At 40.7% G+C, this 20043-nt stretch carries 21 protein-coding genes; 13 read left to right on the top strand and 8 right to left on the bottom strand.

The genetic code is table 11. From position 1 onward, the window contains the following. The 6 genes from PP181_RS16285 to PP181_RS16260 all read right to left on the bottom strand — a co-directional run bounded on the left by PP181_RS16285 (position 1) and on the right by PP181_RS16260 (position 5550). Positions 1–876 (bottom strand): helix-hairpin-helix domain-containing protein, encoded by an 876-nt coding sequence (locus tag PP181_RS16285; RefSeq protein ID WP_246160931.1) that lies wholly within the window; start codon positions 874–876, stop codon positions 1–3. Between the two features lie 17 nt (positions 877–893). After that, the gene (locus PP181_RS16280; RefSeq protein WP_272637864.1) at positions 894–2567 is read right to left on the bottom strand and encodes an alanine/glycine:cation symporter family protein; all 1674 of its coding nucleotides are present in this window, start codon (positions 2565–2567) and stop codon (positions 894–896) included. 78 nt (positions 2568–2645) lie between these two features. Then, positions 2646–3659 (bottom strand): potassium channel family protein, encoded by a 1014-nt coding sequence (locus PP181_RS16275; protein WP_154920747.1) that lies wholly within the window; start codon positions 3657–3659, stop codon positions 2646–2648. A 2-nt stretch (positions 3660–3661) separates the two neighbouring features. Beyond that, positions 3662–3889 (bottom strand): PspC domain-containing protein, encoded by a 228-nt coding sequence (locus PP181_RS16270; RefSeq protein WP_138259550.1) that lies wholly within the window; start codon positions 3887–3889, stop codon positions 3662–3664. A 10-nt stretch (positions 3890–3899) separates the two neighbouring features. Beyond that, positions 3900–5180 carry a DUF2851 family protein gene (locus PP181_RS16265; protein ID WP_154920746.1) on the bottom strand — a complete coding sequence of 427 codons (1281 nt, stop codon included), beginning with the start codon at positions 5178–5180 and terminating at the stop codon, positions 3900–3902. A gap of 58 nt (positions 5181–5238) precedes the next feature. Next, complete coding sequence (locus PP181_RS16260) at positions 5239–5550, bottom strand: rhodanese-like domain-containing protein (RefSeq protein ID WP_125223761.1); 312 nt, start codon at positions 5548–5550, stop codon at positions 5239–5241. A 132-nt stretch (positions 5551–5682) separates the two neighbouring features. On the opposite strand from PP181_RS16260, the gene PP181_RS16255 reads away from it, so the two are divergent. The 12 genes from PP181_RS16255 (at position 5683) to PP181_RS16200 (ending at position 16212) form a co-directional block, all read left to right on the top strand. After that, positions 5683–6129 carry a MarR family winged helix-turn-helix transcriptional regulator gene (locus tag PP181_RS16255; RefSeq protein WP_138259547.1) on the top strand — a complete coding sequence of 149 codons (447 nt, stop codon included), beginning with the start codon at positions 5683–5685 and terminating at the stop codon, positions 6127–6129. Positions 6130–6133: 4 nt separating this feature from the next. Then, on the top strand, positions 6134–6766 hold the full coding sequence (locus tag PP181_RS16250; RefSeq protein WP_272637863.1) for an NAD(P)H-dependent oxidoreductase: 633 nt from the start codon (positions 6134–6136) through the stop codon (positions 6764–6766). Between the two features lie 35 nt (positions 6767–6801). Further along, positions 6802–7383, top strand: a complete 582-nt coding sequence (locus PP181_RS16245; protein WP_272637862.1) for a YceI family protein — start codon at positions 6802–6804, stop codon at positions 7381–7383. A 231-nt stretch (positions 7384–7614) separates the two neighbouring features. After that, positions 7615–9012, top strand: a complete 1398-nt coding sequence (locus PP181_RS16240; RefSeq protein WP_154920743.1) for an anthranilate synthase component I family protein — start codon at positions 7615–7617, stop codon at positions 9010–9012. Beyond that, complete coding sequence (locus tag PP181_RS16235; RefSeq protein ID WP_272637861.1) at positions 9013–9591, top strand: anthranilate synthase component II; 579 nt, start codon at positions 9013–9015, stop codon at positions 9589–9591. Positions 9592–9688: 97 nt separating this feature from the next. Continuing rightward, entirely contained in the window at positions 9689–10684 is a 996-nt protein-coding gene (gene trpD / locus PP181_RS16230) for an anthranilate phosphoribosyltransferase (protein ID WP_272637860.1), read from the top strand. A gap of 99 nt (positions 10685–10783) precedes the next feature. Continuing rightward, a complete protein-coding gene (trpC, locus tag PP181_RS16225; RefSeq protein ID WP_272637859.1) occupies positions 10784–11566 on the top strand; it encodes an indole-3-glycerol phosphate synthase TrpC in 783 nt (260 codons plus the stop codon). Between the two features lie 86 nt (positions 11567–11652). After that, the gene (locus PP181_RS16220; protein WP_272637875.1) at positions 11653–12300 is read left to right on the top strand and encodes a phosphoribosylanthranilate isomerase; all 648 of its coding nucleotides are present in this window, start codon (positions 11653–11655) and stop codon (positions 12298–12300) included. A gap of 53 nt (positions 12301–12353) precedes the next feature. Next, positions 12354–13574 carry a tryptophan synthase subunit beta gene (gene trpB, locus PP181_RS16215; RefSeq protein WP_272637858.1) on the top strand — a complete coding sequence of 407 codons (1221 nt, stop codon included), beginning with the start codon at positions 12354–12356 and terminating at the stop codon, positions 13572–13574. A 98-nt stretch (positions 13575–13672) separates the two neighbouring features. Further along, the gene (gene trpA / locus PP181_RS16210) at positions 13673–14434 is read left to right on the top strand and encodes a tryptophan synthase subunit alpha (RefSeq protein ID WP_272637857.1); all 762 of its coding nucleotides are present in this window, start codon (positions 13673–13675) and stop codon (positions 14432–14434) included. Beyond that, positions 14431–14646 carry a hypothetical protein gene (locus PP181_RS16205; protein WP_138259538.1) on the top strand — a complete coding sequence of 72 codons (216 nt, stop codon included), beginning with the start codon at positions 14431–14433 and terminating at the stop codon, positions 14644–14646. The genes trpA and PP181_RS16205 overlap by 4 nt, the downstream gene beginning before the upstream one ends. A gap of 63 nt (positions 14647–14709) precedes the next feature. After that, positions 14710–16212 (top strand): M20/M25/M40 family metallo-hydrolase, encoded by a 1503-nt coding sequence (locus PP181_RS16200; protein ID WP_272637856.1) that lies wholly within the window; start codon positions 14710–14712, stop codon positions 16210–16212. A gap of 3 nt (positions 16213–16215) precedes the next feature. On the opposite strand, the gene PP181_RS16195 is transcribed toward PP181_RS16200, so the two are convergent. Then, positions 16216–16860 carry a TonB-dependent receptor plug domain-containing protein gene (locus PP181_RS16195; RefSeq protein ID WP_272637855.1) on the bottom strand — a complete coding sequence of 215 codons (645 nt, stop codon included), beginning with the start codon at positions 16858–16860 and terminating at the stop codon, positions 16216–16218. Positions 16861–17139: 279 nt separating this feature from the next. Here PP181_RS16195 and PP181_RS16190 point away from each other — a divergent pair, with 279 nt between their 5' ends. Then, positions 17140–17283, top strand: a complete 144-nt coding sequence (locus tag PP181_RS16190) for a hypothetical protein (protein WP_165776594.1) — start codon at positions 17140–17142, stop codon at positions 17281–17283. Between the two features lie 70 nt (positions 17284–17353). On the opposite strand, the gene PP181_RS16185 is transcribed toward PP181_RS16190, so the two are convergent. Continuing rightward, positions 17354–19900: a phosphoenolpyruvate carboxylase gene (locus PP181_RS16185; protein WP_272637854.1), complete on the bottom strand. Its 2547-nt coding sequence runs from the start codon at positions 19898–19900 to the stop codon at positions 17354–17356. Positions 19901–20043 lie beyond the last annotated feature (143 nt).

Below are 20043 nucleotides of genomic sequence, written 5' to 3'. Positions count from 1 at the left end.
TTATTTTTTGAGCGACAAATATAAAGGAAATCTATTTATCCGATTGGTTGGAAAATTCTCGATTTGTCGCAATTCATCGAAGGAAGTTATTTCGCCGTTCTCTTCCCGAAACCTGACAATTCCCTCAGCGAGGCTTCTAGAAATATAGCCTATTTTAGATAATTCCCGTGCGCTGGCGGTATTGATGTTGACCTTTTCAATTTCTGGTGCTTTCAATACCTTATATCTTTCAATGACACGTGCGGCAACCTCGTGTTCCAGTCCAAAAACATCGTACAATTGATCATCCAACAAAAACCCGCCCAATCTGTCCCTGAACTTTATGATTCTTTCAGAAAGTATATTTCCTACACCGCGTATCTCCATTAATTCTTGAACGGTAACTTGGTTTAAATCCTTCAGCGCAATATCAAGGGGGATCTTACTTTTTTCGACAACCTTGGGATTCCTATCAGTGATGCCACTATTTTTGACCCACTCCGGAAACTTGAAATATGGTGACAGCCTATTCAAAAGAGAATCCGAAACCCCCGTTACCTCTTGAAATTCTTCCGTGTTGTTTATAAACCGATTTTGCTCCCTGAACTCGTGAAGACGATCTATCTCCTCTACAGACATCCCCAAGGTGTAGCCTTTATAGTCCGAAATAAAATTTGGATTGAAGGGGAATATCACCAAATTATCCCGCTTTTTGGTTTCCTCTTTAAGCGCATCTATCTTACCTTGGATTTCCTTATCCAGATGTAAAGAATGGGTAGCCACACTGGAAGACCGCTTGTAAAACCAAAAGGCACCTTGAACAAGGATGATGATCAACAACAAAAAGAAAATCCCACTTCGTTCCTGTTTTGTAAACTTTATGTGGGATTTTCTCAATGTTATTCAATTAATCACTATTCCGTAACTGCTTTAACTTTGAGTCTTATTGCGTCCATGTATCTTTTTAACTCTCCTTTTACTTTTGGCGCCAAGATTACTATCCCTATCATATTAGGCACCATCATACCAAAAATCATGGCATCTGAAAACCCAATTACGGAACTCATACTCGCGGATGCTCCCACGATAACGAATAAACAAAAAATGATTTTATAAGTGTACTCCGTTTTCTTAGTTCTCCCAAAAAGATATGCCCACGCCTGATAACCATAATAAGACCAAGAAATTTGCGTACTAAAGGCAAAAAGGACCACGGCCACCGTTAATACATAGGGGAACCAACTAATAACGGAACCAAAAGCACCGGAAGTCAATAAGATAGCATCTGCATCGTTCAACCCAGCATTACCTGGATCTACATTCCCAGTAATGATAAGTACCAAAGCGGTCATTGTACAAACTACCACAGTATCTATGAAAGGCTCCAAAAGAGCAACAAGGCCTTCGGAGGCAGGGTATTTTGTCCTAACTGCAGAGTGGGCAATTGAAGCTGACCCAACACCCGCCTCATTGGAAAAGGCGGCCCGTCTAAATCCTTGGATCATAACACCCACTGCCCCACCAACAATTCCTACAGGTGCAAAGGCCCCTTGGATAATTTCATTAAAGGCCCAACCGATCATATCAAATTTGGCCACAAGGACGAAAATAGATGCACCCACATAAATAATGACCATAAACGGAACGATTTTATCCGTAACCTTGGCAATGGATTTGATACCTCCTATTATTACAATACCGACCAAGATGGCCATAACAACACCGAAGGCCCATCTGTAGCCATATAAGAAAGATTCCGTACCTCCGGTCATATTTTCAAAGAGCTGTACCGCTTGATTCACTTGAAACATATTTCCCCCACCAAATGAACCACCAATGCACATTATAGCGAAAGCACCAGCCAATATTTTTCCTAAAGTTTTGTTTTTTAAACCTTTATTTAAATAATACATAGGACCACCAAATATGGTTCCATCCTTACCTACGTCCCTGTACTTAACTCCCAAAGTACATTCCACAAATTTGGAGGCCATACCCAAAAGTCCGGCTATAATCATCCAAAAAGTCGCACCTGCACCGCCTATTGAAACTGCCACGGCAACACCAGCTATATTTCCCAAACCTACTGTTGCAGATAGCGCCGCAGTAAGTGCTTGAAAATGGGAAACTTCCCCACTCGAACTCTCATCCCTTATGGTATCCAGAATATCTCCGTCAACCACAATTTCATCCTTGTTGTCTGCCAAGTGCTTGTCCAAACTTTCCACTTTGTTCATATCTACACCTGCGGCAATACCCTCTTCCCCATATAATTCCTTGGCACCGTATTTTTCGATATCCTCATACTTACCCATTACCACCTTTATGGCAGTCCACACACCAGTTAAATTGATAAATTTGAAGTAAAATGTAAAAAAACCTGCACCAAGAATAAGTGGAAACAATACCCAATAAATTTTTATGTTCTCAGAAAAAGGTATTTGATAAAAAATAAAGTTTACGAACCAACCAGTAAGATCTCCGAAAACTTGATCAATTTTTTCATCTATTCCAATTTCTTCGGCCTCTTGGGCCATGGATAATAGTGGTAATAGGAACGTACAAAAACTCAGAAGTCTATACTTCATATTCTTTTTTGGATTTTTTAGTTAGTTAGTTTGGCAATATCACAAAAAAAATGAACCCAATCAAATTATAACGTTGAATTAACTCAACTCAATATGGAACATTTCATTCAACTTTCGAATTTGCTCTGGCCGGCCCAAAACAATCACCTTACTTTTTGGCTGTAACGGAAGGTCTGCTTCCGGATTTATTATATACTCGCCATCAGGTGCGATGTATCCAATGATGGTACACCCGGTTTTTCTGCGCAAATCCAAATCTCTTAAGGAGCTACAATCCATCTGATCGGAAAAATCCTCGATGGCAACTTCCTCCAGATTCGTTGTATGCTCCCCTTCCACGGAGAGTTTATCCATAAACGTTATAAGATCGGGCATAACGACCAATGAGGCCATATGGTCCCCCCCTATTTTATCCGGCATTATCACTTTATTGGCTCCTGCCAACTGTAGTTTCCGTTGAGAGGTTACCTGGGAAGCCCTGCTAATTATAAAAAGGTTGGTATTTAATTGCCGTGCCGAAAGCACCACGAACAGATTGGCCGCATCGTCCGGCAATGTGACAATCAAGTATTTTGCCCTATCAATTCCTGCCGCTAGCAAAACCTCATCTTCGTTGGCATCTCCCTCCATAAAAAGAATATCGTCATCGTATTTTTCCAAAAGCTCCTTGTCCCGTTCGATTACTACGAACGGCTTTTTGTAGGCTTTTAGCCTTTCTGCAGCCTGCATTCCATTTCGACCAAAACCACAGACTACTACGTGATTTGATAATTTATCGATCGTATTTTTCACTTTTTTTAATTTTAATTTTTGCGGACTGTTTCTACTCAAAAGATATTCCGTTATAACGGAAATGGCAAAACCAAAGATAAAAACACTGGTGACTATCAGGACGACGGTGAAAATCTTTCCTTCGATATCCATGGGGCGTACTTCGGAAAATCCTACTGTCGTTACTGTAATTATGGTCATGTAAAGAGCATCTATCCATGAATAATCGGCTATATACCGATATCCCAAAACCCCAAAAAATAGGACCACTACCATTAATAATAGGGCCACATATAGTTTGGAACGAAAGAGCTTTATCATGATTATAAATCAAATACGGAAGTTCTTTTGGTATAAATCAAATCCTTGATCTTTAACCAAAATGCCAAAAACAAGTACAATGCAAATCCAAATCCAAGGGTTACGAAGGTTAGGTAAATGAAGGAAGTTCGTACCACCCTTGCCCTAATTCCAAGTCGGTCCGCAATCCTTCTACATACCTCAAAACCCCTTTTCTGAAGATAATGCAACAAATTATATAAGATGTCCATAAAAGTAAAATTAGGATTTTAAATTCAATAATCTGTTCCCAACGGCACAGTCAAGACATTTATTCTTGGTACAATAATTAGTGTACAGTTGTAATAGTGCCTGACTCTTAAAAGCCGTACCCACACGAACGCCCAAAAGTTTGAAATTCTCAATGATACTATTCTTTTCTTCGCCTAAATCTTGCATTATGGAAAGCAAGGAATCTGAATTGTAGTTGCCCTTTTGTCTGAAATAACAGAACCGCAAGGGAATGATGGTGTTTATTATCAACAGGTCCACAAAACTTTTAGAAATCGTTTTGGGCGACTTTTGGGATTCCTTGCCAAAATTGTAATGGGTATCCCAATAGGAACTGGCCTTTACCTTGAAGAGGCCATAAAGTTCCATTTCAGGACCGTGTATTAGGTCGCGGAACAAATTATGGGAAGATGCATACAACATGGCAAATTGGGACAAGCGTATGGTTGGAAAATTTGGTGGTCTTAATTTAAAGAAGGAAACGTTTGAAATTGGAATATTCCCCAATTCATATTTGGCACTTAAAAACCTGTAGGAACCCTGCAGCTCCTTATAATAGTAGTCTAGCCCTTCTTCAGATTCCAATAGCCCTGCCATCCCAAATAACAAGCTTTCCAATTCCAAGGGTTTACCCAGTAAGTGCCTAACCTTGGAAAAATTCAAATTCTTGCCCAACTGGAAAAAGGCGTCGCCATTTATTTTTGAGCCGAAGTTTTTCAACAATAAGGTAAACAACACTTTTTCCCAGTCATTTTTAAAGGTTTGAAGAAGTTTCTCAATTACCTTGGATTTTTCCTCCAAGCGCTCCAGAAACATACGCTCCAGCCAATTATTGAAATCGAATTCCGGGATTTCTGCAATGTTCTTTTCGCAATTGATAAATTTCCCTGAATTGGCCTTCATCAGTTCCCGATATGTTTCCAACAAATGGGAATCTATCCGATTTTTTAGTTCCAAGGTGGGTATTTCCGTACCATCCTTTCGGTATACCGATACATCATCGTTCCAGACTACGTGAAGTATAACATTGTCATAATTCGAATCCTTCTCATGATGGTGCGCGTACCAGTCCGATGCATTTACGTGGATTTCAACGTTCCCCGCCCAAAGCTGATCTCCTATCCGTACCTGGGCATTGAAAAAATCGGGACCATGCAAATGATTGTGGGAACCGGTATTGATTATGGAGAGATTATCCCCATTCGTGGTCCTTAATCCCTGTTGGGGATATTTTTTAAAATTCCAGATGTAGTGCAACAGGTCTTCGCGCATGGTAGAATTAAAAAGACCCGCTAGATGCGGGTCTCCAAATTAAGAATTTAAATCCATTTTACTCGGCCACTTCGCCTTCCCAGTTCATAAATCCTCCTTCCAGATTAAAGGCGTTTTCAAAACCAAGACTGTTCATGATGGCACATGCCTGACCAGATCTATTGCCGGACCTACAATAAACGTAATAGTTCTTTGATTTGTCCATCTTTTCAAGTTCATCTATAAATCCTTGACCTTTATAAATATCGATATTGACCGAATTGGGTATAAACCCTTCCTCGACTTCGGTATCGGTACGCACATCCAAAATGATTGCATTGTCGTCCTGCGCTAGCCTAGAGGCCCATTCCTCTTGCGATAAGTCTGCCATAATAGTTTTTTTCAAAAATAACGGATCTATTTGAAATCGGTCAAAAATAATTTTAACAAAAAATTAAATCGGTTGCATTAGGATAATTCCTGTGAACCGACATACATTTGTATATACAAATATTGTTTGTACATGAACGTTGAGAAAATCATAAAAACAAAAAAAGAAATTCCCTTGGAAGCGAGGACCATCATTCATCTGACATTGGTTACCAACAAGATTAATGAAATGATGTCGGCCTCGTTAAAACCCTTTGGAATTTCCATTCAACAGTTCAATGTGTTGCGCATTTTAAGGGGCCAGGAAAATAAGCCTGCCAACCTATCCACCATAAATGAAAGGATGGTCACGAAAATGAGCAATACTACAAGGTTGGTTGACAAATTGTTGGCCAAAGATTATGTCATTAGAAAAATATGTCCGCAGAACAGAAGGAAAGTAGAAATTAAAATCACTACAAAAGGTTTGGATGTTTTAAATGAAATCGATGGCATAAAATTTGAAATGGAAAAGGACATTCTTAAGAACTTTTCTACGACCGAGTTAAAAGAGTTAAATAGTCTATTGGATAAATTTTAAGGAAATGAAGGACATTATACATGATTTGAATTGGCGCTACGCTACCAAAAAATTCGATACGACCAAGAAGGTTAATTCGGAGGATTTGGAAACACTTATGGAAGCAACTAGACTGAGCGCATCATCCTATGGCCTCCAACCTTACCATATTTTCGTAATCGAAAATAAAGAACTCAGGGAAAAATTAAAACCTGTCACATGGAACCAATCACAAATAACGGATGCCTCCCATGTCATCGTGTTTGCCAACAAAAATTCTTTTGGTGAGGATTTGGTAGACGATTATTTGGACAATGTGGTTCAGACCCGGGGCATTACCCATGAAGCCGTTAAAGGGTATTCGGATTTTATGAAGTCGAAACTAATGGGACTCCCCAATGAACACAAAAATAGCTGGACGGCCAGGCAGGTATATTTGGCCCTTGGTAATTTAATGACCGTGGCCGCCTCCATGAAAATTGATACTTGCCCCATTGAAGGTTTTGAGAATGAAAAGTACAATGAAATATTGGGGCTGAAGGAAGCCAACCTAAATGCTTCGGTCGTATTGGCCATTGGCTACAGGGCGTCATCCGATGAAACCCAGCACCTACCAAAAGTTCGTTACCCAAAAGAAAGATTATTCACCCATTTATAAACAAAAATTAGTATTCAAACATTTAAATTAGAAACATGAAAAAATCAGTTTTAAGCATTGCATTGGCTCTAGTATTCGGATTTTCCGCAACGGCCAACTCCCCAATCGACGGAGAGAAGAAAGAAGTGAACGTTAGCGAAAGTAAGATTACTTGGAAAGGGTATAAAGTGACCGGTTCCCACGAAGGAACGATCAACCTTAAATCCGGCCATTTGGAAATGGACGGGAACAAACTTACGGGTGGTGAGTTTGTGGTGGATATGACTTCCATTACCAACTTGGACATGGCCGCAGGTGAAGGAAAGGAAAAATTGGAAGGACACTTAAAATCTGATGATTTCTTTGGTGTTGAAAACCACCCGACCGCAAAATTGGTAATCACTTCCGCAGAATCCATGAACAAGAACTCCTATTCCGTAAAGGGAGACTTGACCATCAAAGGAAAGACAAATCCAGTAACCTTTGTGGTTTCCATTTACGAAAATAAGGCCACCGCTACCCTTAAGGTAGACAGGGCAAATTACGATGTTCGCTATGGTTCTGGAAGCTTTTTTGACAATCTTGGGGACAAAGCGATTTACGATGAGTTTGACTTGGTCGTTGATTTAGCCTTATAAAAGGTAATACACCCATTTTAAATTAAAGTCCCTTGGAAAGTTTTTCTAGAGGGATTTTTTTTGAAAGAAAATTTGAGACTTTCATTTTCCTTTCTATATTTACACCCATGTTAGTAGTAAAAAATATCTGGTGGTGGAACAACTTGCGACGGTATTCGTGAGCTGGTTCTCCATGTAAATAATATAGAGGCTTGTCATCACGACAGGCCTTTTTTAATTTTCAATCGTATCATGTCATTTAAAATTAAGACATACTCAAAAAAAATTCTTGCGGATACCATAACCCCCGTAAGCGTCTACTTAAAAATAAGGGATAAGTTTCCCAACAGCATCTTGCTGGAAAGTAGCGACTATCATGCCAACGATAACAGTTTTTCCTATATCTGCTGTAATCCCATTGCTTCCATCAAGGTTCAAAATGAATGTATTTCAAAAGAGTTTCCAGATGGTTCAAAGGAAAAGGTTGAAATCGATGCCCATGTGGATGTAATCCATGAAATGGACACATTCGCAAAAAGTTTCAACACCACAAAACAGGATTTTAAGTTCATTACAAACGGTCTTTTTGGTTTTATGGCGTACGACGCCGTCCGCTATTTTGAGGATGTGGACATTTCCAAAAAACCAAATTCCGTTGAGATTCCGGATATTTTTTACGCCGTTTACAAGAATGTCATCGCCATCAACCATTTTAAGAACGAGGCCTACATCTTTGCCCACTGTTTTGAATCCGAAAACAACATTGCCGAGATTGAGAGACTATTGAACGTTCGCACATTTGCATCCTATAATTTTTCCAAGGAAGGCGATGCCAAAACCAACCTGAAGGATGAAGAGTACAAGGAACATGTGGAACTGGCCAAAAAGCATTGTAAACGGGGCGATGTTTTTCAGTTGGTACTTTCCAGAAGGTTCTCCCAAAAATTCAAAGGGGACGAGTTTAACGTTTACAGGGCTTTACGCTCTATAAACCCTTCACCCTATCTGTTCTTTTTTGATTATGGCGATTTCAAGATTTTTGGAAGCTCCCCTGAAGCCCAACTTATTGTTAAGGAGGGAAAGGCCGAGATACATCCCATTGCCGGTACCTACAAACGAACCGGAAACGACGAAAAGGATGCGGAACTCGCTAAAAAACTGGCCCAGGATGATAAGGAGAACAGTGAACATGTCATGTTAGTTGATTTGGCCCGAAACGACTTGAGCAGAAATGGAAACTTGGTCCAAGTAGACACTTACAGGGAAGTACAATATTTTTCTCATGTAATCCATTTGGTTTCAAAGGTAACAGGGATGAAAAAACCGGATATTTCTACGTTGAAAATAGTTGCCGATACCTTTCCGGCCGGCACCTTGAGCGGTGCGCCAAAACATATGGCCATGCAACTGATAGAAAAGTATGAAAAAACCAGTCGAAGTTATTACGGCGGAGCCATTGGTTTTATGGATTTTAACGGAAACTTTAACCACGCCATTATGATCAGAACCTTCCTCAGTAAAAACCATGAACTTCATTTCCAAGCCGGTGCAGGGCTCGTAGCCGCATCCGATGCGAATGATGAACTTCAAGAAACCTATAACAAATTGGGCGCATTAAATAAGGCCCTAGAAATTGCTGAAACTATCTAAATGGCACGGAAGATTTTAATGATAGACAATTACGATAGTTTTACCTTCAACCTTGTACACTATCTTGAGGATTTGGGCCGCGATGTAATCGTAAAAAGAAATGACCAACTTAGCTTGGAGGAAGTGGATAACTATCAGGAAATAGTACTTTCACCCGGTCCGGGTATCCCGGATGAAGCAGGGCTATTAAAACCCATTATTGAAAAATATGGCCCCTCCAAACGGATTTTTGGGGTATGCCTAGGTCAACAGGCTATAGGGGAGGTTTATGGGGGATCCCTTATAAATTTGGACCAGGTTTACCATGGAGTGGCTACTAAAATAAATATTATAGTTGATGACTATATTTTCGATGGACTTGAAACGGAAATAGAAATAGGAAGGTATCATTCTTGGGTGGTGAACCCTAAATTACCCGAATGTTTGGAAGTAACCTCCATTGATAAAAATGGACAAATTATGTCCCTACGGCATAAAGATTACGACATAAGGGCCGTACAGTTTCACCCAGAGTCGGTTTTAACACCAAACGGAAAGAAGATATTAGAAAACTGGTTAAACGGCCAGAAAAAGAAATAAGATTTTTAGACCTGTCAGATTTTAAAAACCTGACAGGTCTAACCAACATAAAACAATAAAAAAAGCCCTCCCCCTTGGGGAGGGTTGGGAGGGGCTTATGAAAGAAACACTAAATAGACTAATCAATCACGAAATCCTTGAAAAAGAGGATGCCAAGCAAATATTGGTCAACATCGCCAAGGGCGATTACAACACCAGTCAGATCGCGGCCTTTCTGACAGTGTACATGATGCGAAGCGTCACTATTGAAGAGTTGGAGGGATTCCGTGATGCGCTGCTGGACCTTTGTTTGGCCGTCGATCTATCAGAATACAACCCGATCGATCTTTGTGGAACCGGAGGAGATGGCAAGGACACCTTCAATATTTCCACTCTGGCCTCCTTTGTTACCGCAGGGGCCGGTGTAAAAGTGACCAAACACGGAAATTATGGGGTATCTTCTAAATGTGGCAGCAGCAATGTCATGGAATTCTTGGGCATCAAATTCAGTAACGAGCCCGACTTCCTTCGAAAATCCATCGATGAGGCCGGAATCTGTGTGCTTCATGCACCACTCTTTCATCCGGCAATGAAAAATGTGGCCCCAATTCGAAGGGAATTGGCCGTAAAGACCTTTTTCAACATGTTGGGACCCATGGTAAATCCGGCCTTTCCAAAGAACCAAATGGTGGGGGTATTCAATTTGGAATTGGCTAGAATGTACGGCTATCTATATCAGAATACTGACAAGAACTTTACGGTTTTACATGCCTTGGACGGGTATGATGAAATAAGCCTGACCGGCGAAACAAAGACCATATCAAATGGTTCCGAGAATATTCTAAAGCCTTCGGACTTTGGTGTATCTGAAGTGAAAGCTACGGAAATTGAAGGAGGCGAGGACATACCTGAATCGGCACAAATATTTTTGAACGTTCTAAACGGTAAGGGAACGGAAGCACAAAACAATGTGGTCTGTGCCAATGCGGGGATAGCTATAAGTACGGTCAATGGGGTATCCCCAAAACAGGGATTTGAATTGGCCATGGAATCCCTAAAAAGTGGCAAAGGACTATCGGCATTAAAGAAATTACAGGAAATAAGCCGATGTTAGATGTTAGATGTTAGATGTTAGATGTTAGATGTTAGATGTTAGATGTTAGAATATATACTATTCTAATCGATTTTTAAACCATGTATCAAAAATGTATTAATGAATATTCTGGATAAAATAGTGGCGGATAAACGCAAGGAAGTCGCTTTGAAAAAATCGGTACTACCTAAAGCACAGTTTGAAAAATCGGTTTTTTTTGATAGAAACTGCAATTCTTTGGCCGAAGCTTTACGTAACAGTGAAACCTGTATTATAGCGGAACACAAAAGACGTTCTCCTTCAAAATCCACAATCAACCAGAATACCAATGTGGGACAAGTAGCCCAAGGCTATGAAAGGGCCGGTGTGTGCGGAATGAGCGTACTAACGGATATAAAATATTTTGGAGGTTCTATTGAGGACCTTTTGTTGGCCAGGGCGTCTGTGGATATTCCACTTTTACGGAAGGAATTTATTATCGATGAATATCAGCTCTTGGAAGCAAAGGCCTATGGTGCCGATGTTATTCTATTGATTGCCGCCGTTCTCTCAAGAGAAGAAATCAAGAACCTATCAGAATTTGCCAAGTCCCTAGGGCTCGAGGTCCTTTTGGAAGTGCATGACCAGGAGGAATTGGAGAAATCGGTCATGCCCAGTTTGGACATGTTAGGGGTCAACAACAGAAATCTAAAAACATTTGAAGTTAGTTTGGAAACAAGCAAGGCACTATCGGTGCTGATACCTGATGACTTTGTAAAGGTTTCGGAAAGTGGCATTAGCTCCATCGAAGCAATAAAAACGTTAAAGGAGTTTGGATACCAAGGTTTTTTAATCGGTGAAAATTTTATGAAGACCGATAATCCAGGAAAGAGTGCCGAAATGTTTATAAAAAGCCTCCTCTAAATCCTTCAATGAAAGAGAATCACAAAAATATGGATACCAGCAAATACAACACACGCAAAACTTCCTCCCCTTTGGGGAGGGCCGGGGTGGGGCTTAAAATTTGCGGTATGAAATACAATCCTATGGAGGTTGCCACCTTACGACCCGATTATCTGGGATTCATATTCTGGGAACCATCGGCGAGATATTTTGATGGGGAAATCAAAGCTATACCACCGGACATAGAAAAAATTGGGGTGTTTGTAGATGCGGATATATCCTATGTTTTGGACCAAATTGAAAAGTATGACCTTCAAGGGGTGCAATTGCATGGAAATGAGACCCCGGAATATTGTAAGGAGCTTGTAGGATACACCGGAAGACCTGACAGGTTTTTAAAACCTGTCAGGTGTATCAAGGTTTTTTCGGTAAAAGAGAAGTTTGACTTTTCAGTTCTAAAAGAATATGAAGAGGTTTGCGATTATTTTTTATTTGACACCAAAGGAAAACTTCCGGGCGGAAACGGGTATACTTTTGACTGGTATTTATTGAAAAACTATCCATCCCAAAAACCCTATTTTTTAAGTGGAGGGATTGGGCCGGAAAATGTGGAAGAAATTAAAAAGTTTTTGCAAACACCCGAGTCAAAATATTGTCATGTCCTTGACGTAAACAGCAAATTCGAGGACAGGCCAGGGTTGAAAAATATTGAGAAATTAGAGGAATTTATAAAGGCGTTAGGCATTAGGCATTAGGCATTAGGCATTAGGCATTAGGCATTAGGCAAAAAAGAAATAAAAATTAGCTCATGAAAAAATCTGGACATGATTCCCTATTTGGGAGCGGAGGGAAGTTTCACGTAAACGAAAAAGGCTATTACGGAGAATTTGGAGGCGCGTTCATCCCCGAAATGTTGTACCCCAACGTAGAAGAACTACGCCAAAAATATTTGGAAATCATGAACGAGGAATCCTTTCAAAAAGAATTCCATCAGCTCTTAAAGGATTATGTGGGGCGGCCCTCACCATTATACTTTGCCAAAAGACTTTCGAAGAAGCATGGTGCAAAAATCTACCTAAAACGAGAGGACCTTAACCATACCGGGGCCCATAAAGTGAACAATACCGTTGGCCAGATCTTGATGGCCAAAAGACTGGGCAAAACCCGGATCATTGCAGAGACCGGAGCCGGTCAACACGGTGTGGCCACGGCAACCGTTTGTGCCCTAATGGGTATACACTGTGTGGTATATATGGGCGAAATCGACATTGCCAGGCAGGCACCCAACGTGGCCCGGATGAAAATGCTCGGCGCCGAAGTTAGACCGGCTACTTCCGGGAGCAAGACCTTGAAGGATGCCACGAACGAGGCCATTCGCGACTGGATCAACAACCCCGTGGATACCCATTACATTATTGGGTCTGCCATTGGGCCACACCCCTACCCAGACATGGTAACCCGTTTCCAATCGGTCATTTCCGAAGAAATAAAATGGCAGTTAAAGGAAAAGGAAGGCCGGGAAAACCCGGATTTTGTGGTAGCTTGTATAGGTGGTGGCAGTAATGCCGCCGGGACCTATTACCACTTTTTGGATGAACCTGAAGTAGGCATTATTGCCGTAGAGGCGGCCGGAAAGGGTATCGATTCCGGGGAAAGTGCCGCTACATCGGCCTTGGGGAAAATCGGGATTATACATGGTTGTAAGACCATGCTCATGCAGACCGCGGATGGTCAGATTACGGAGCCCTATTCCATATCGGCAGGTCTGGACTATCCCGGGGTTGGCCCCATGCATTCGCATTTGTATACATCGGGGAGGGCGGAATTTTATTCCGCCACCGATGATGAGGCAATGACGGCAGGTCTGGAACTCTCGCAATTGGAAGGAATCATTCCTGCCATCGAATCTGGGCATGCATTTGCCATTTTTCAGCACAAAAAATTCAAGCCGGACGATGTGGTAGTCATGAGTTTATCCGGAAGGGGCGATAAGGATTTACAGACGTATATAGATTATTTTAAAATATAGATGTTAGACATAAGATATTAGAAGTAAGACCCATAATGCCGGTCAAACAATATCCACAAAGCTAACATATCATTTCTAGCATCTCATATCTCTTATTCATGAACAGAATACAACAAAAATTAAGGGAAGACAAGAAACTTTTGTCCATCTATTTTACCGCTGGATATCCTTCCCTGAAAAGTACCGTACAAATCATTGAGGATTTGGAAAAGAACGGCGTGGACATGATAGAAATTGGTCTACCGTTCAGCGATCCATTGGCGGACGGACCCACTATCCAGGAGAGCTCCACCGCAGCTTTAAACAACGGAATGACAACGGATGTTCTGTTCGATCAATTAAAGGATATCAGAAAAACTGTGTCCATACCCCTTATCATCATGGGCTATTTTAACCCGGTACTTCAATATGGCGTTGAGAAATTTTGCAAGAAATGCCAGGAAATTGGTATCGACGGACTCATTTTGCCCGATTTACCTTTGGATGTCTATGATTCCGATTACAAAGCGATTTTTGAAAAATATGGATTGTTGAATACGTTTCTCATTACCCCGCAAACGAGCGACGATAGAATCCGCCAAATTGACAAAGCCTCCAAAGGGTTTATCTATATGGTAAGTTCCGCAAGTGTTACGGGTTCAAAATCCGGATTTGGTAAAGAACAAGAAGCTTATTTTGAGCGGATAGCTGCGCTTAAACTCGCTAATCCACAAATTGTAGGCTTTGGCATCAAGGATGCCGAAACATTTGAAAAGGCCACTCGCAAGGCCAAGGGAGCGATTATTGGGTCGGCCTTTATTAAATTCCTAACGGAAAATGGCACAGGAAATATCCATAGTTTTATACATAAAATACGATGAGCTTCATAAACGATTGGCGGGTCATTATACTCTTATGTTTGACCCTTGGCCTGGCCCCCTTTTTTCCTGAACCACATCTTTGGGGCAAAATACGGTGGATACTGGGAGGGGCCAAAGGAATGGCAATTATGGATTGGTTCGATGTACTTTTACATGGTTTTCCTTATGTATTGTTGCTTCGGAAAATTGTACTTTCCCTACTAAAAAAGTAGTTTCATTTCAATTGGTAGCCCTATCTTTAGGCTTCACTTTTTCAATTAGTCAGCTACTACTATATGATAAGAAGCGTTATAACCCTCGTATTTTTCATTGCCACCATAACCAATATTCTGGGGCAGGATTCCATCAAATTAAAATCCCAGGTGCGTAAAACCATCGATGAACTAAAGGATTTTGTGGCCCTACCCAATGATGCCCTAAATCCGGAAGATATAGATAATAACATTATTTGGCTTCGGAATAAATTCAATGCCCGTGGTTTTAATACGAGTATTCTAGAAACGGAAGGACTGCCCCTATTCTTCGCAGCGCTACCCATGGACGATGTCAAACCCACCATACTTTTTTACATGCATTTTGACGGCCAATCCGTTGATGCGTCCAAATGGAATCAGAAAAACCCCTACGTTCTGGAATTAATGTCCAATAAGGAAGGGCAATGGCAGAAAGAATCCTTTGATGCCTTGGATACCGATATCAATTACGACTGGCGCCTTTTTGGCCGTTCCACTTCAGATGACAAAGGGCCAATTGTAATGTTTTTGAATACGATAGACCTGTTAAAGGAAAATGGTGTTACCCTTCCTTTTAACGTAAAGGTGATCTTGGATAGTGAGGAGGAAAAAAGTAGTGCCCCTTTACCAAAAGCGGTGAAAACCTATCGCGAACTTTTGGAGGCCGATTTTCTGGTAATAAATGATGGGCCGGTACACGCATCGGGCAGACCTACGGTGGTTTATGGATGCCGAGGTATCACCACCTTGTCACTTACAGCATTTGGCCCAATTCATCCGCAGCATAGCGGGCATTATGGGAATTATGCCCCAAACCCGGGTTTTATACTCTCCAAATTATTGGCTTCCTTTAAGGACGACGCAGGTAGGGTCATCATCCCGGGATATTATGATGGAATAGTTTTGGACGACGACACCCAGACTATTTTAAAAAGTGTTCCCGATAATGATACCGAAATTAGGGAAAGACTTCAATTTAATTCTGCCGATAAAGTAGGGGCATTCTACCAAGAATCCTTACAATATCCAAGTTTGAACATCCGAGGACTAGGCTCTGGTTGGGTAGGTGCCGAAGCACGGACCATAGTACCAGCAACGGCCACGGCGGAATTGGATTTGAGGTTGGTACCGGAATCGGATGGAAACCGACTCAAAAAATTGGTGAAGGATTTTATCAGGGACCAAGGTTTTTACATAACGGACACGGTACCAACGAAGGAAGAACGTTTAAAGCATGAAAAAGTAATCATGGTCACCGAAGGTTCCGTTACCGATGCCTTTCGCACAGATTTGAGCGATCATTATGGAAACCACATTGTAAACACCTTAAAGGACACTTTTGACCAGGATGTAGTGCAGATTAGAATCATGGGGGGAACGGTTCCCATTGCCCCTTTTGTGAACGAACTTCAGATTCCCGCATTCTTGGTGCCATTGGTGAATCCGGATAACAACCAACACAGTCCCAACGAAAATCTAAAAATCGGTCAAATTGCCTATGGAATTCAGGCCTTTTATACCCTGTTATGCACGCCAATGGATTAACGGCTATTTTTTTAAATAAATTAAAAACACACCATTGGCTCCCCTTGAGCCATATAACGTTGCATCTTCACCTTTCAATAATTGTATGGATTTGACTTCCGCTGGATTTATAAAGGATATGCTTTGCACAAAACTATCATCTACCAAAAACAACGGTGTAGTATCCCCAAAAGAACCTTTACCCCTAACGACAATATCCGATCCATTGACCACTATACCCGTGAACATTTCCCTTATCAATTGGTAGATGTCTGCATTATCCTCAAATCTTGAAGGGTCAATGGTTCCCTTTCTATAAGCGGTAGTATTGAATCCTAAATCCTCCAATTGACGCTCCGTTAAGACAATATGCTCCTTGGGAAAAACAAATTCTACACGCTCTTCCCCATTATAAAACAGGGTAGCCATTCCATGCTTCGCTGAATAAATCGAAAGCGTTTTGGTCTGATTTGAAACCTTTGTTTTAAAACTACCCTTTTTATTAGTTTGGACAAAAGTCTTAACCGAATCCTTGTAAAGAATGGCCTTTTTTATGGGAGAGCCAAATCCGTCCAGTACAATACCCTCTATATTTATTTTATCGGATGAGCGCCGTTGTGATTGTAAGAAACCTGAAATCAATAGGAAAAAGATAAATAGATATTTCATAAAAAACTTATAAGATAATGGTTCAAAGACTAGTAAACAATTCAAGTAATTCCAAAACAACTAGATTCAAAAAAAATGGAAAGCAATGATGGCTATTTGGTCGTTCTAAAGAATAAGATACAAATTCGTACCATATTAGGAGAAATAATAATTATTATCCAATTGAATTAGAACCTATTTCTCAAGACTTTAACATCCAATAACAAAGGTTTAATGGGGCATTAACGGAGTTCTCGACCCATATTTATTATCTTATAGTTGAATCAAGAAAAAAAAAATATGGGAATAATTAAGGATAAAAGAAAATTTAAACGAACAAAGGAACAGGAAAATCCTACAAATCCGACTGGCAATACAAGAATCGACACCAATAAATTCGATATCGATGAAAAGACAATAAAAGACCAGCAGAACAAAAAATAATTGTCTGAATAATCATACTAAAAAATCCCGGCTGTTACGCCGGGATTTTTTCATGAATGTAAACCTAGTTTTATGCAGAATTCCTACTCGCATTGATATTCCCGTATAGTGACCGGGTTACAATTTTCTCATAGAGTTCCTTGTGCTCCACCCCTTGGCTTATTTTCTGAAGCGCATATTGCTGGATGACCAATAATGGCAATACGATATCTTCCCTTATTTTAATGGATTCCCTAGATATGGCCTCCTTCTCCATAAGGACTTCCATACCGGAAAGCTGTAACAACATCTTTTTAGATAGCTCGTACTCATGCAATAAAATCTCCCAAAAAGCCCCATATTCCTTATCCTCCTTCATGTAGCTGGTAAGTTCAAAATAACACTTGGAAAGGCTCATCATACTGTTCATCATCAACGCCTGAAAAAACGGGACCTCGTCATATAGTTTTTTGGCCTCATCGAATCGGCCTTCATCCTCCAATTTTTTAAGGGCCGTACCTATTCCAAAATATCCGGGAACATTTTGTTTCAATTGGCTCCAAGAACCCACAAAGGAAATCGCCCTTAAATCTGATAGTTCCAATTTTGCCTTGTTCCCACGTTTGCCCGGCCTACTCCCAATATTGGCCTTTGTATAGTATTTCAAGGTACTCATGTTTTCCAGATAAGGCATGAATTTATCATGGTGCTTTAAGGCGTCGTACTTCTCAAAGCTTGAATCGGATAGTTCCTCGATCAAGGCCCTGGATGCATCGGAAATCGTAATCTCCTTACCTAAAATGGAATTGGAAAGTCCGGCTGTCAACAATTGTTCGCTGTTATAAATAAACTGCTCCTTGGTGCCATAGGTACTGGTAATCGTCTGCCCTTGGATGGTCAATTGAATTTCATTATTGGCCACTTTGCTGGTCTGGGCGGCATAAAAACGATGCGTCTTACCACCGCCCCTAGCCGGTGGACCTCCCCTACCATCAAAGAAAATGGCATCCACACCATTTTCTTCACAAACCCCAGACAAAGACTCTTTGGTCTTTAAGATGGACCAGTTTGCCTTTAGGTACCCGCCGTCCTTGGTTCCATCTGAAAATCCGAGCATGATGGTCTGCTTGTCTCCCCTGTTGGCAACATGTTCCCGATATTCCTTCAAACCGAACAACTTCTGCATGGTGGTTTCGGAATTGTCCATACCTGCCATAGTCTCAAATAAGGGTACGATATCAAAGGTTATTTTTTTATCGGCCCAACCACACCATCTGAACAATCCGTAAACGAACAGGACACTGAAAATATCCTCGGAGTTGCTTATAATGTACCTGTTGCATCCTTCCTCCCCATTTTTTTCCTGGATCGTCTTCAATTGGGAAATATTGACTATAGTATCCTTTACGATATCCTCGGAGAAATCCTTTGCCGAAAGTTCAAAATCCTCATGAAGCAAAATCCTGACCAGTTCATCTTCGGACAATTCGTTCAAGTTCTCCTTAATAAATTCTTTATGTTTCAGCACTTCTGTCATCACCTTGGTGTGCATGCTGTGATCTTGACGGATATCGATGGTGGCAAAATGGGTCTTAAAGATTTTTACCTTATCGATAAACTTATCCAAGTCCTTTAAATACAAACTGTTGTATTTGTCGATCAAGGCTTCGCGTATTTGAATCAATGGATTTATAATTTCGTCATAACCAACATCCTTGGTACTATCGAACATGGCCGTATAGAGATTGGAACGTAGTTGGTTCAACGGGTCTTGGACGGCTTTAAACGTCAATTTATGCTGCAATCGCTTTAGGTCATTATAGTAGCACTTCATTAAGTTTAAACGAAGTTCGTTCATGACATCCTTGGTAATTTCCGCGGTTACAAAGGGATTACCGTCCCTGTCGCCCCCAGGCCAAAACCCGAGTTTTACTATATTGTGGTTCTCGAACTTCTTTGAACCTGTACTTCCCTTTATATAGGAATAAAGGTCACCTATGGCATCATAATACACATGTCTCAAGGTGTAAATAATGTTCTTGGCCTCATCCAACGGGGTAGGTTTTTTTGCATTTATCAAAGAGGTAAGGCCCAATTGCTGTAAGGCCACATCGATTTCATCGATACGATCTTCGAGAATCAGCGTCCGTAAGTTTGTAATGATATCAAGAACGGCCGGTGTGTAAAATTGGGTAGGGTGCGCCGTCAATACAATGCGTGCACTGAAATTATCCAGTTTTTCACCAATTTGGTCCCAGGCCCCATTGCGTTCCACCAATTGAAAATAATCCTTTAATGACAATGAACTGGAATGTTTGTGCAATTTTGGAAAAGCGGCATCCTCCACACTGTCGTACAGTACTACTTGGCGTTCCACATACTGGATTACACGGAACATAAAATCGATTTTTTCCTTTTCCGTTTCCAAACTACCAAACTTTTCGAAAAACATATCCAATATTTCCTTTGGATTGAGACCCTGTTTTAGACCTTTTTCAGATTGGTCCATCAGTAAAGGAATCAACATGCCCACATTATCGATATTACTGTATGGCAAGTTTAGAAATAGACTATTATAAACATTAAACTTATTTTCAACGGATTTTTTAAATTCTTCCAATCTTTCCGACTGCTGCATATTTCAAATAATTTTTTCAATTAATAAGACTGCCTTCCCTCCTTCCTACATCCATAAAGATCGATATTCTATGGAAATTGAAAGCACGAAAATGCTTAAATAACAAAATAGATTTCCTTCACCACAAAAACAACAGTTTTGAC

It is taken from the genome of Maribacter sp. PR66 (assembly GCF_028464205.1).
Lineage (GTDB): Bacteria > Bacteroidota > Bacteroidia > Flavobacteriales > Flavobacteriaceae > Maribacter > Maribacter flavus.
The sequence above is the reverse complement of the archived record's forward strand: the minus strand, read 5'-3'. Positions and strand labels throughout refer to the sequence as shown.

Coding starts and splice junctions, on each gene's coding strand:
- trpA (WP_272637857.1), top strand. CDS start 13,673: ATGAACAGAATACAACAAAAATTAAGGGAAGACAAGAAACTTTTGTCC.
- PP181_RS16280 (WP_272637864.1), bottom strand. CDS start 2,567: ATGAAGTATAGACTTCTGAGTTTTTGTACGTTCCTATTACCACTATTA.
- PP181_RS16265 (WP_154920746.1), bottom strand. CDS start 5,180: ATGCGCGAAGACCTGTTGCACTACATCTGGAATTTTAAAAAATATCCC.
- PP181_RS16190 (WP_165776594.1), top strand. CDS start 17,140: ATGGGAATAATTAAGGATAAAAGAAAATTTAAACGAACAAAGGAACAG.
- PP181_RS16250 (WP_272637863.1), top strand. CDS start 6,134: ATGAAGGACATTATACATGATTTGAATTGGCGCTACGCTACCAAAAAA.
- PP181_RS16240 (WP_154920743.1), top strand. CDS start 7,615: ATGTCATTTAAAATTAAGACATACTCAAAAAAAATTCTTGCGGATACC.
- PP181_RS16200 (WP_272637856.1), top strand. CDS start 14,710: ATGATAAGAAGCGTTATAACCCTCGTATTTTTCATTGCCACCATAACC.
- PP181_RS16255 (WP_138259547.1), top strand. CDS start 5,683: ATGAACGTTGAGAAAATCATAAAAACAAAAAAAGAAATTCCCTTGGAA.
- PP181_RS16205 (WP_138259538.1), top strand. CDS start 14,431: ATGAGCTTCATAAACGATTGGCGGGTCATTATACTCTTATGTTTGACC.
- PP181_RS16270 (WP_138259550.1), bottom strand. CDS start 3,889: ATGGACATCTTATATAATTTGTTGCATTATCTTCAGAAAAGGGGTTTT.
- PP181_RS16185 (WP_272637854.1), bottom strand. CDS start 19,900: ATGCAGCAGTCGGAAAGATTGGAAGAATTTAAAAAATCCGTTGAAAAT.
- PP181_RS16275 (WP_154920747.1), bottom strand. CDS start 3,659: ATGATAAAGCTCTTTCGTTCCAAACTATATGTGGCCCTATTATTAATG.
- trpB (WP_272637858.1), top strand. CDS start 12,354: ATGAAAAAATCTGGACATGATTCCCTATTTGGGAGCGGAGGGAAGTTT.
- trpD (WP_272637860.1), top strand. CDS start 9,689: ATGAAAGAAACACTAAATAGACTAATCAATCACGAAATCCTTGAAAAA.
- PP181_RS16235 (WP_272637861.1), top strand. CDS start 9,013: ATGGCACGGAAGATTTTAATGATAGACAATTACGATAGTTTTACCTTC.
- PP181_RS16195 (WP_272637855.1), bottom strand. CDS start 16,860: ATGAAATATCTATTTATCTTTTTCCTATTGATTTCAGGTTTCTTACAA.
- PP181_RS16245 (WP_272637862.1), top strand. CDS start 6,802: ATGAAAAAATCAGTTTTAAGCATTGCATTGGCTCTAGTATTCGGATTT.
- PP181_RS16260 (WP_125223761.1), bottom strand. CDS start 5,550: ATGGCAGACTTATCGCAAGAGGAATGGGCCTCTAGGCTAGCGCAGGAC.
- trpC (WP_272637859.1), top strand. CDS start 10,784: ATGAATATTCTGGATAAAATAGTGGCGGATAAACGCAAGGAAGTCGCT.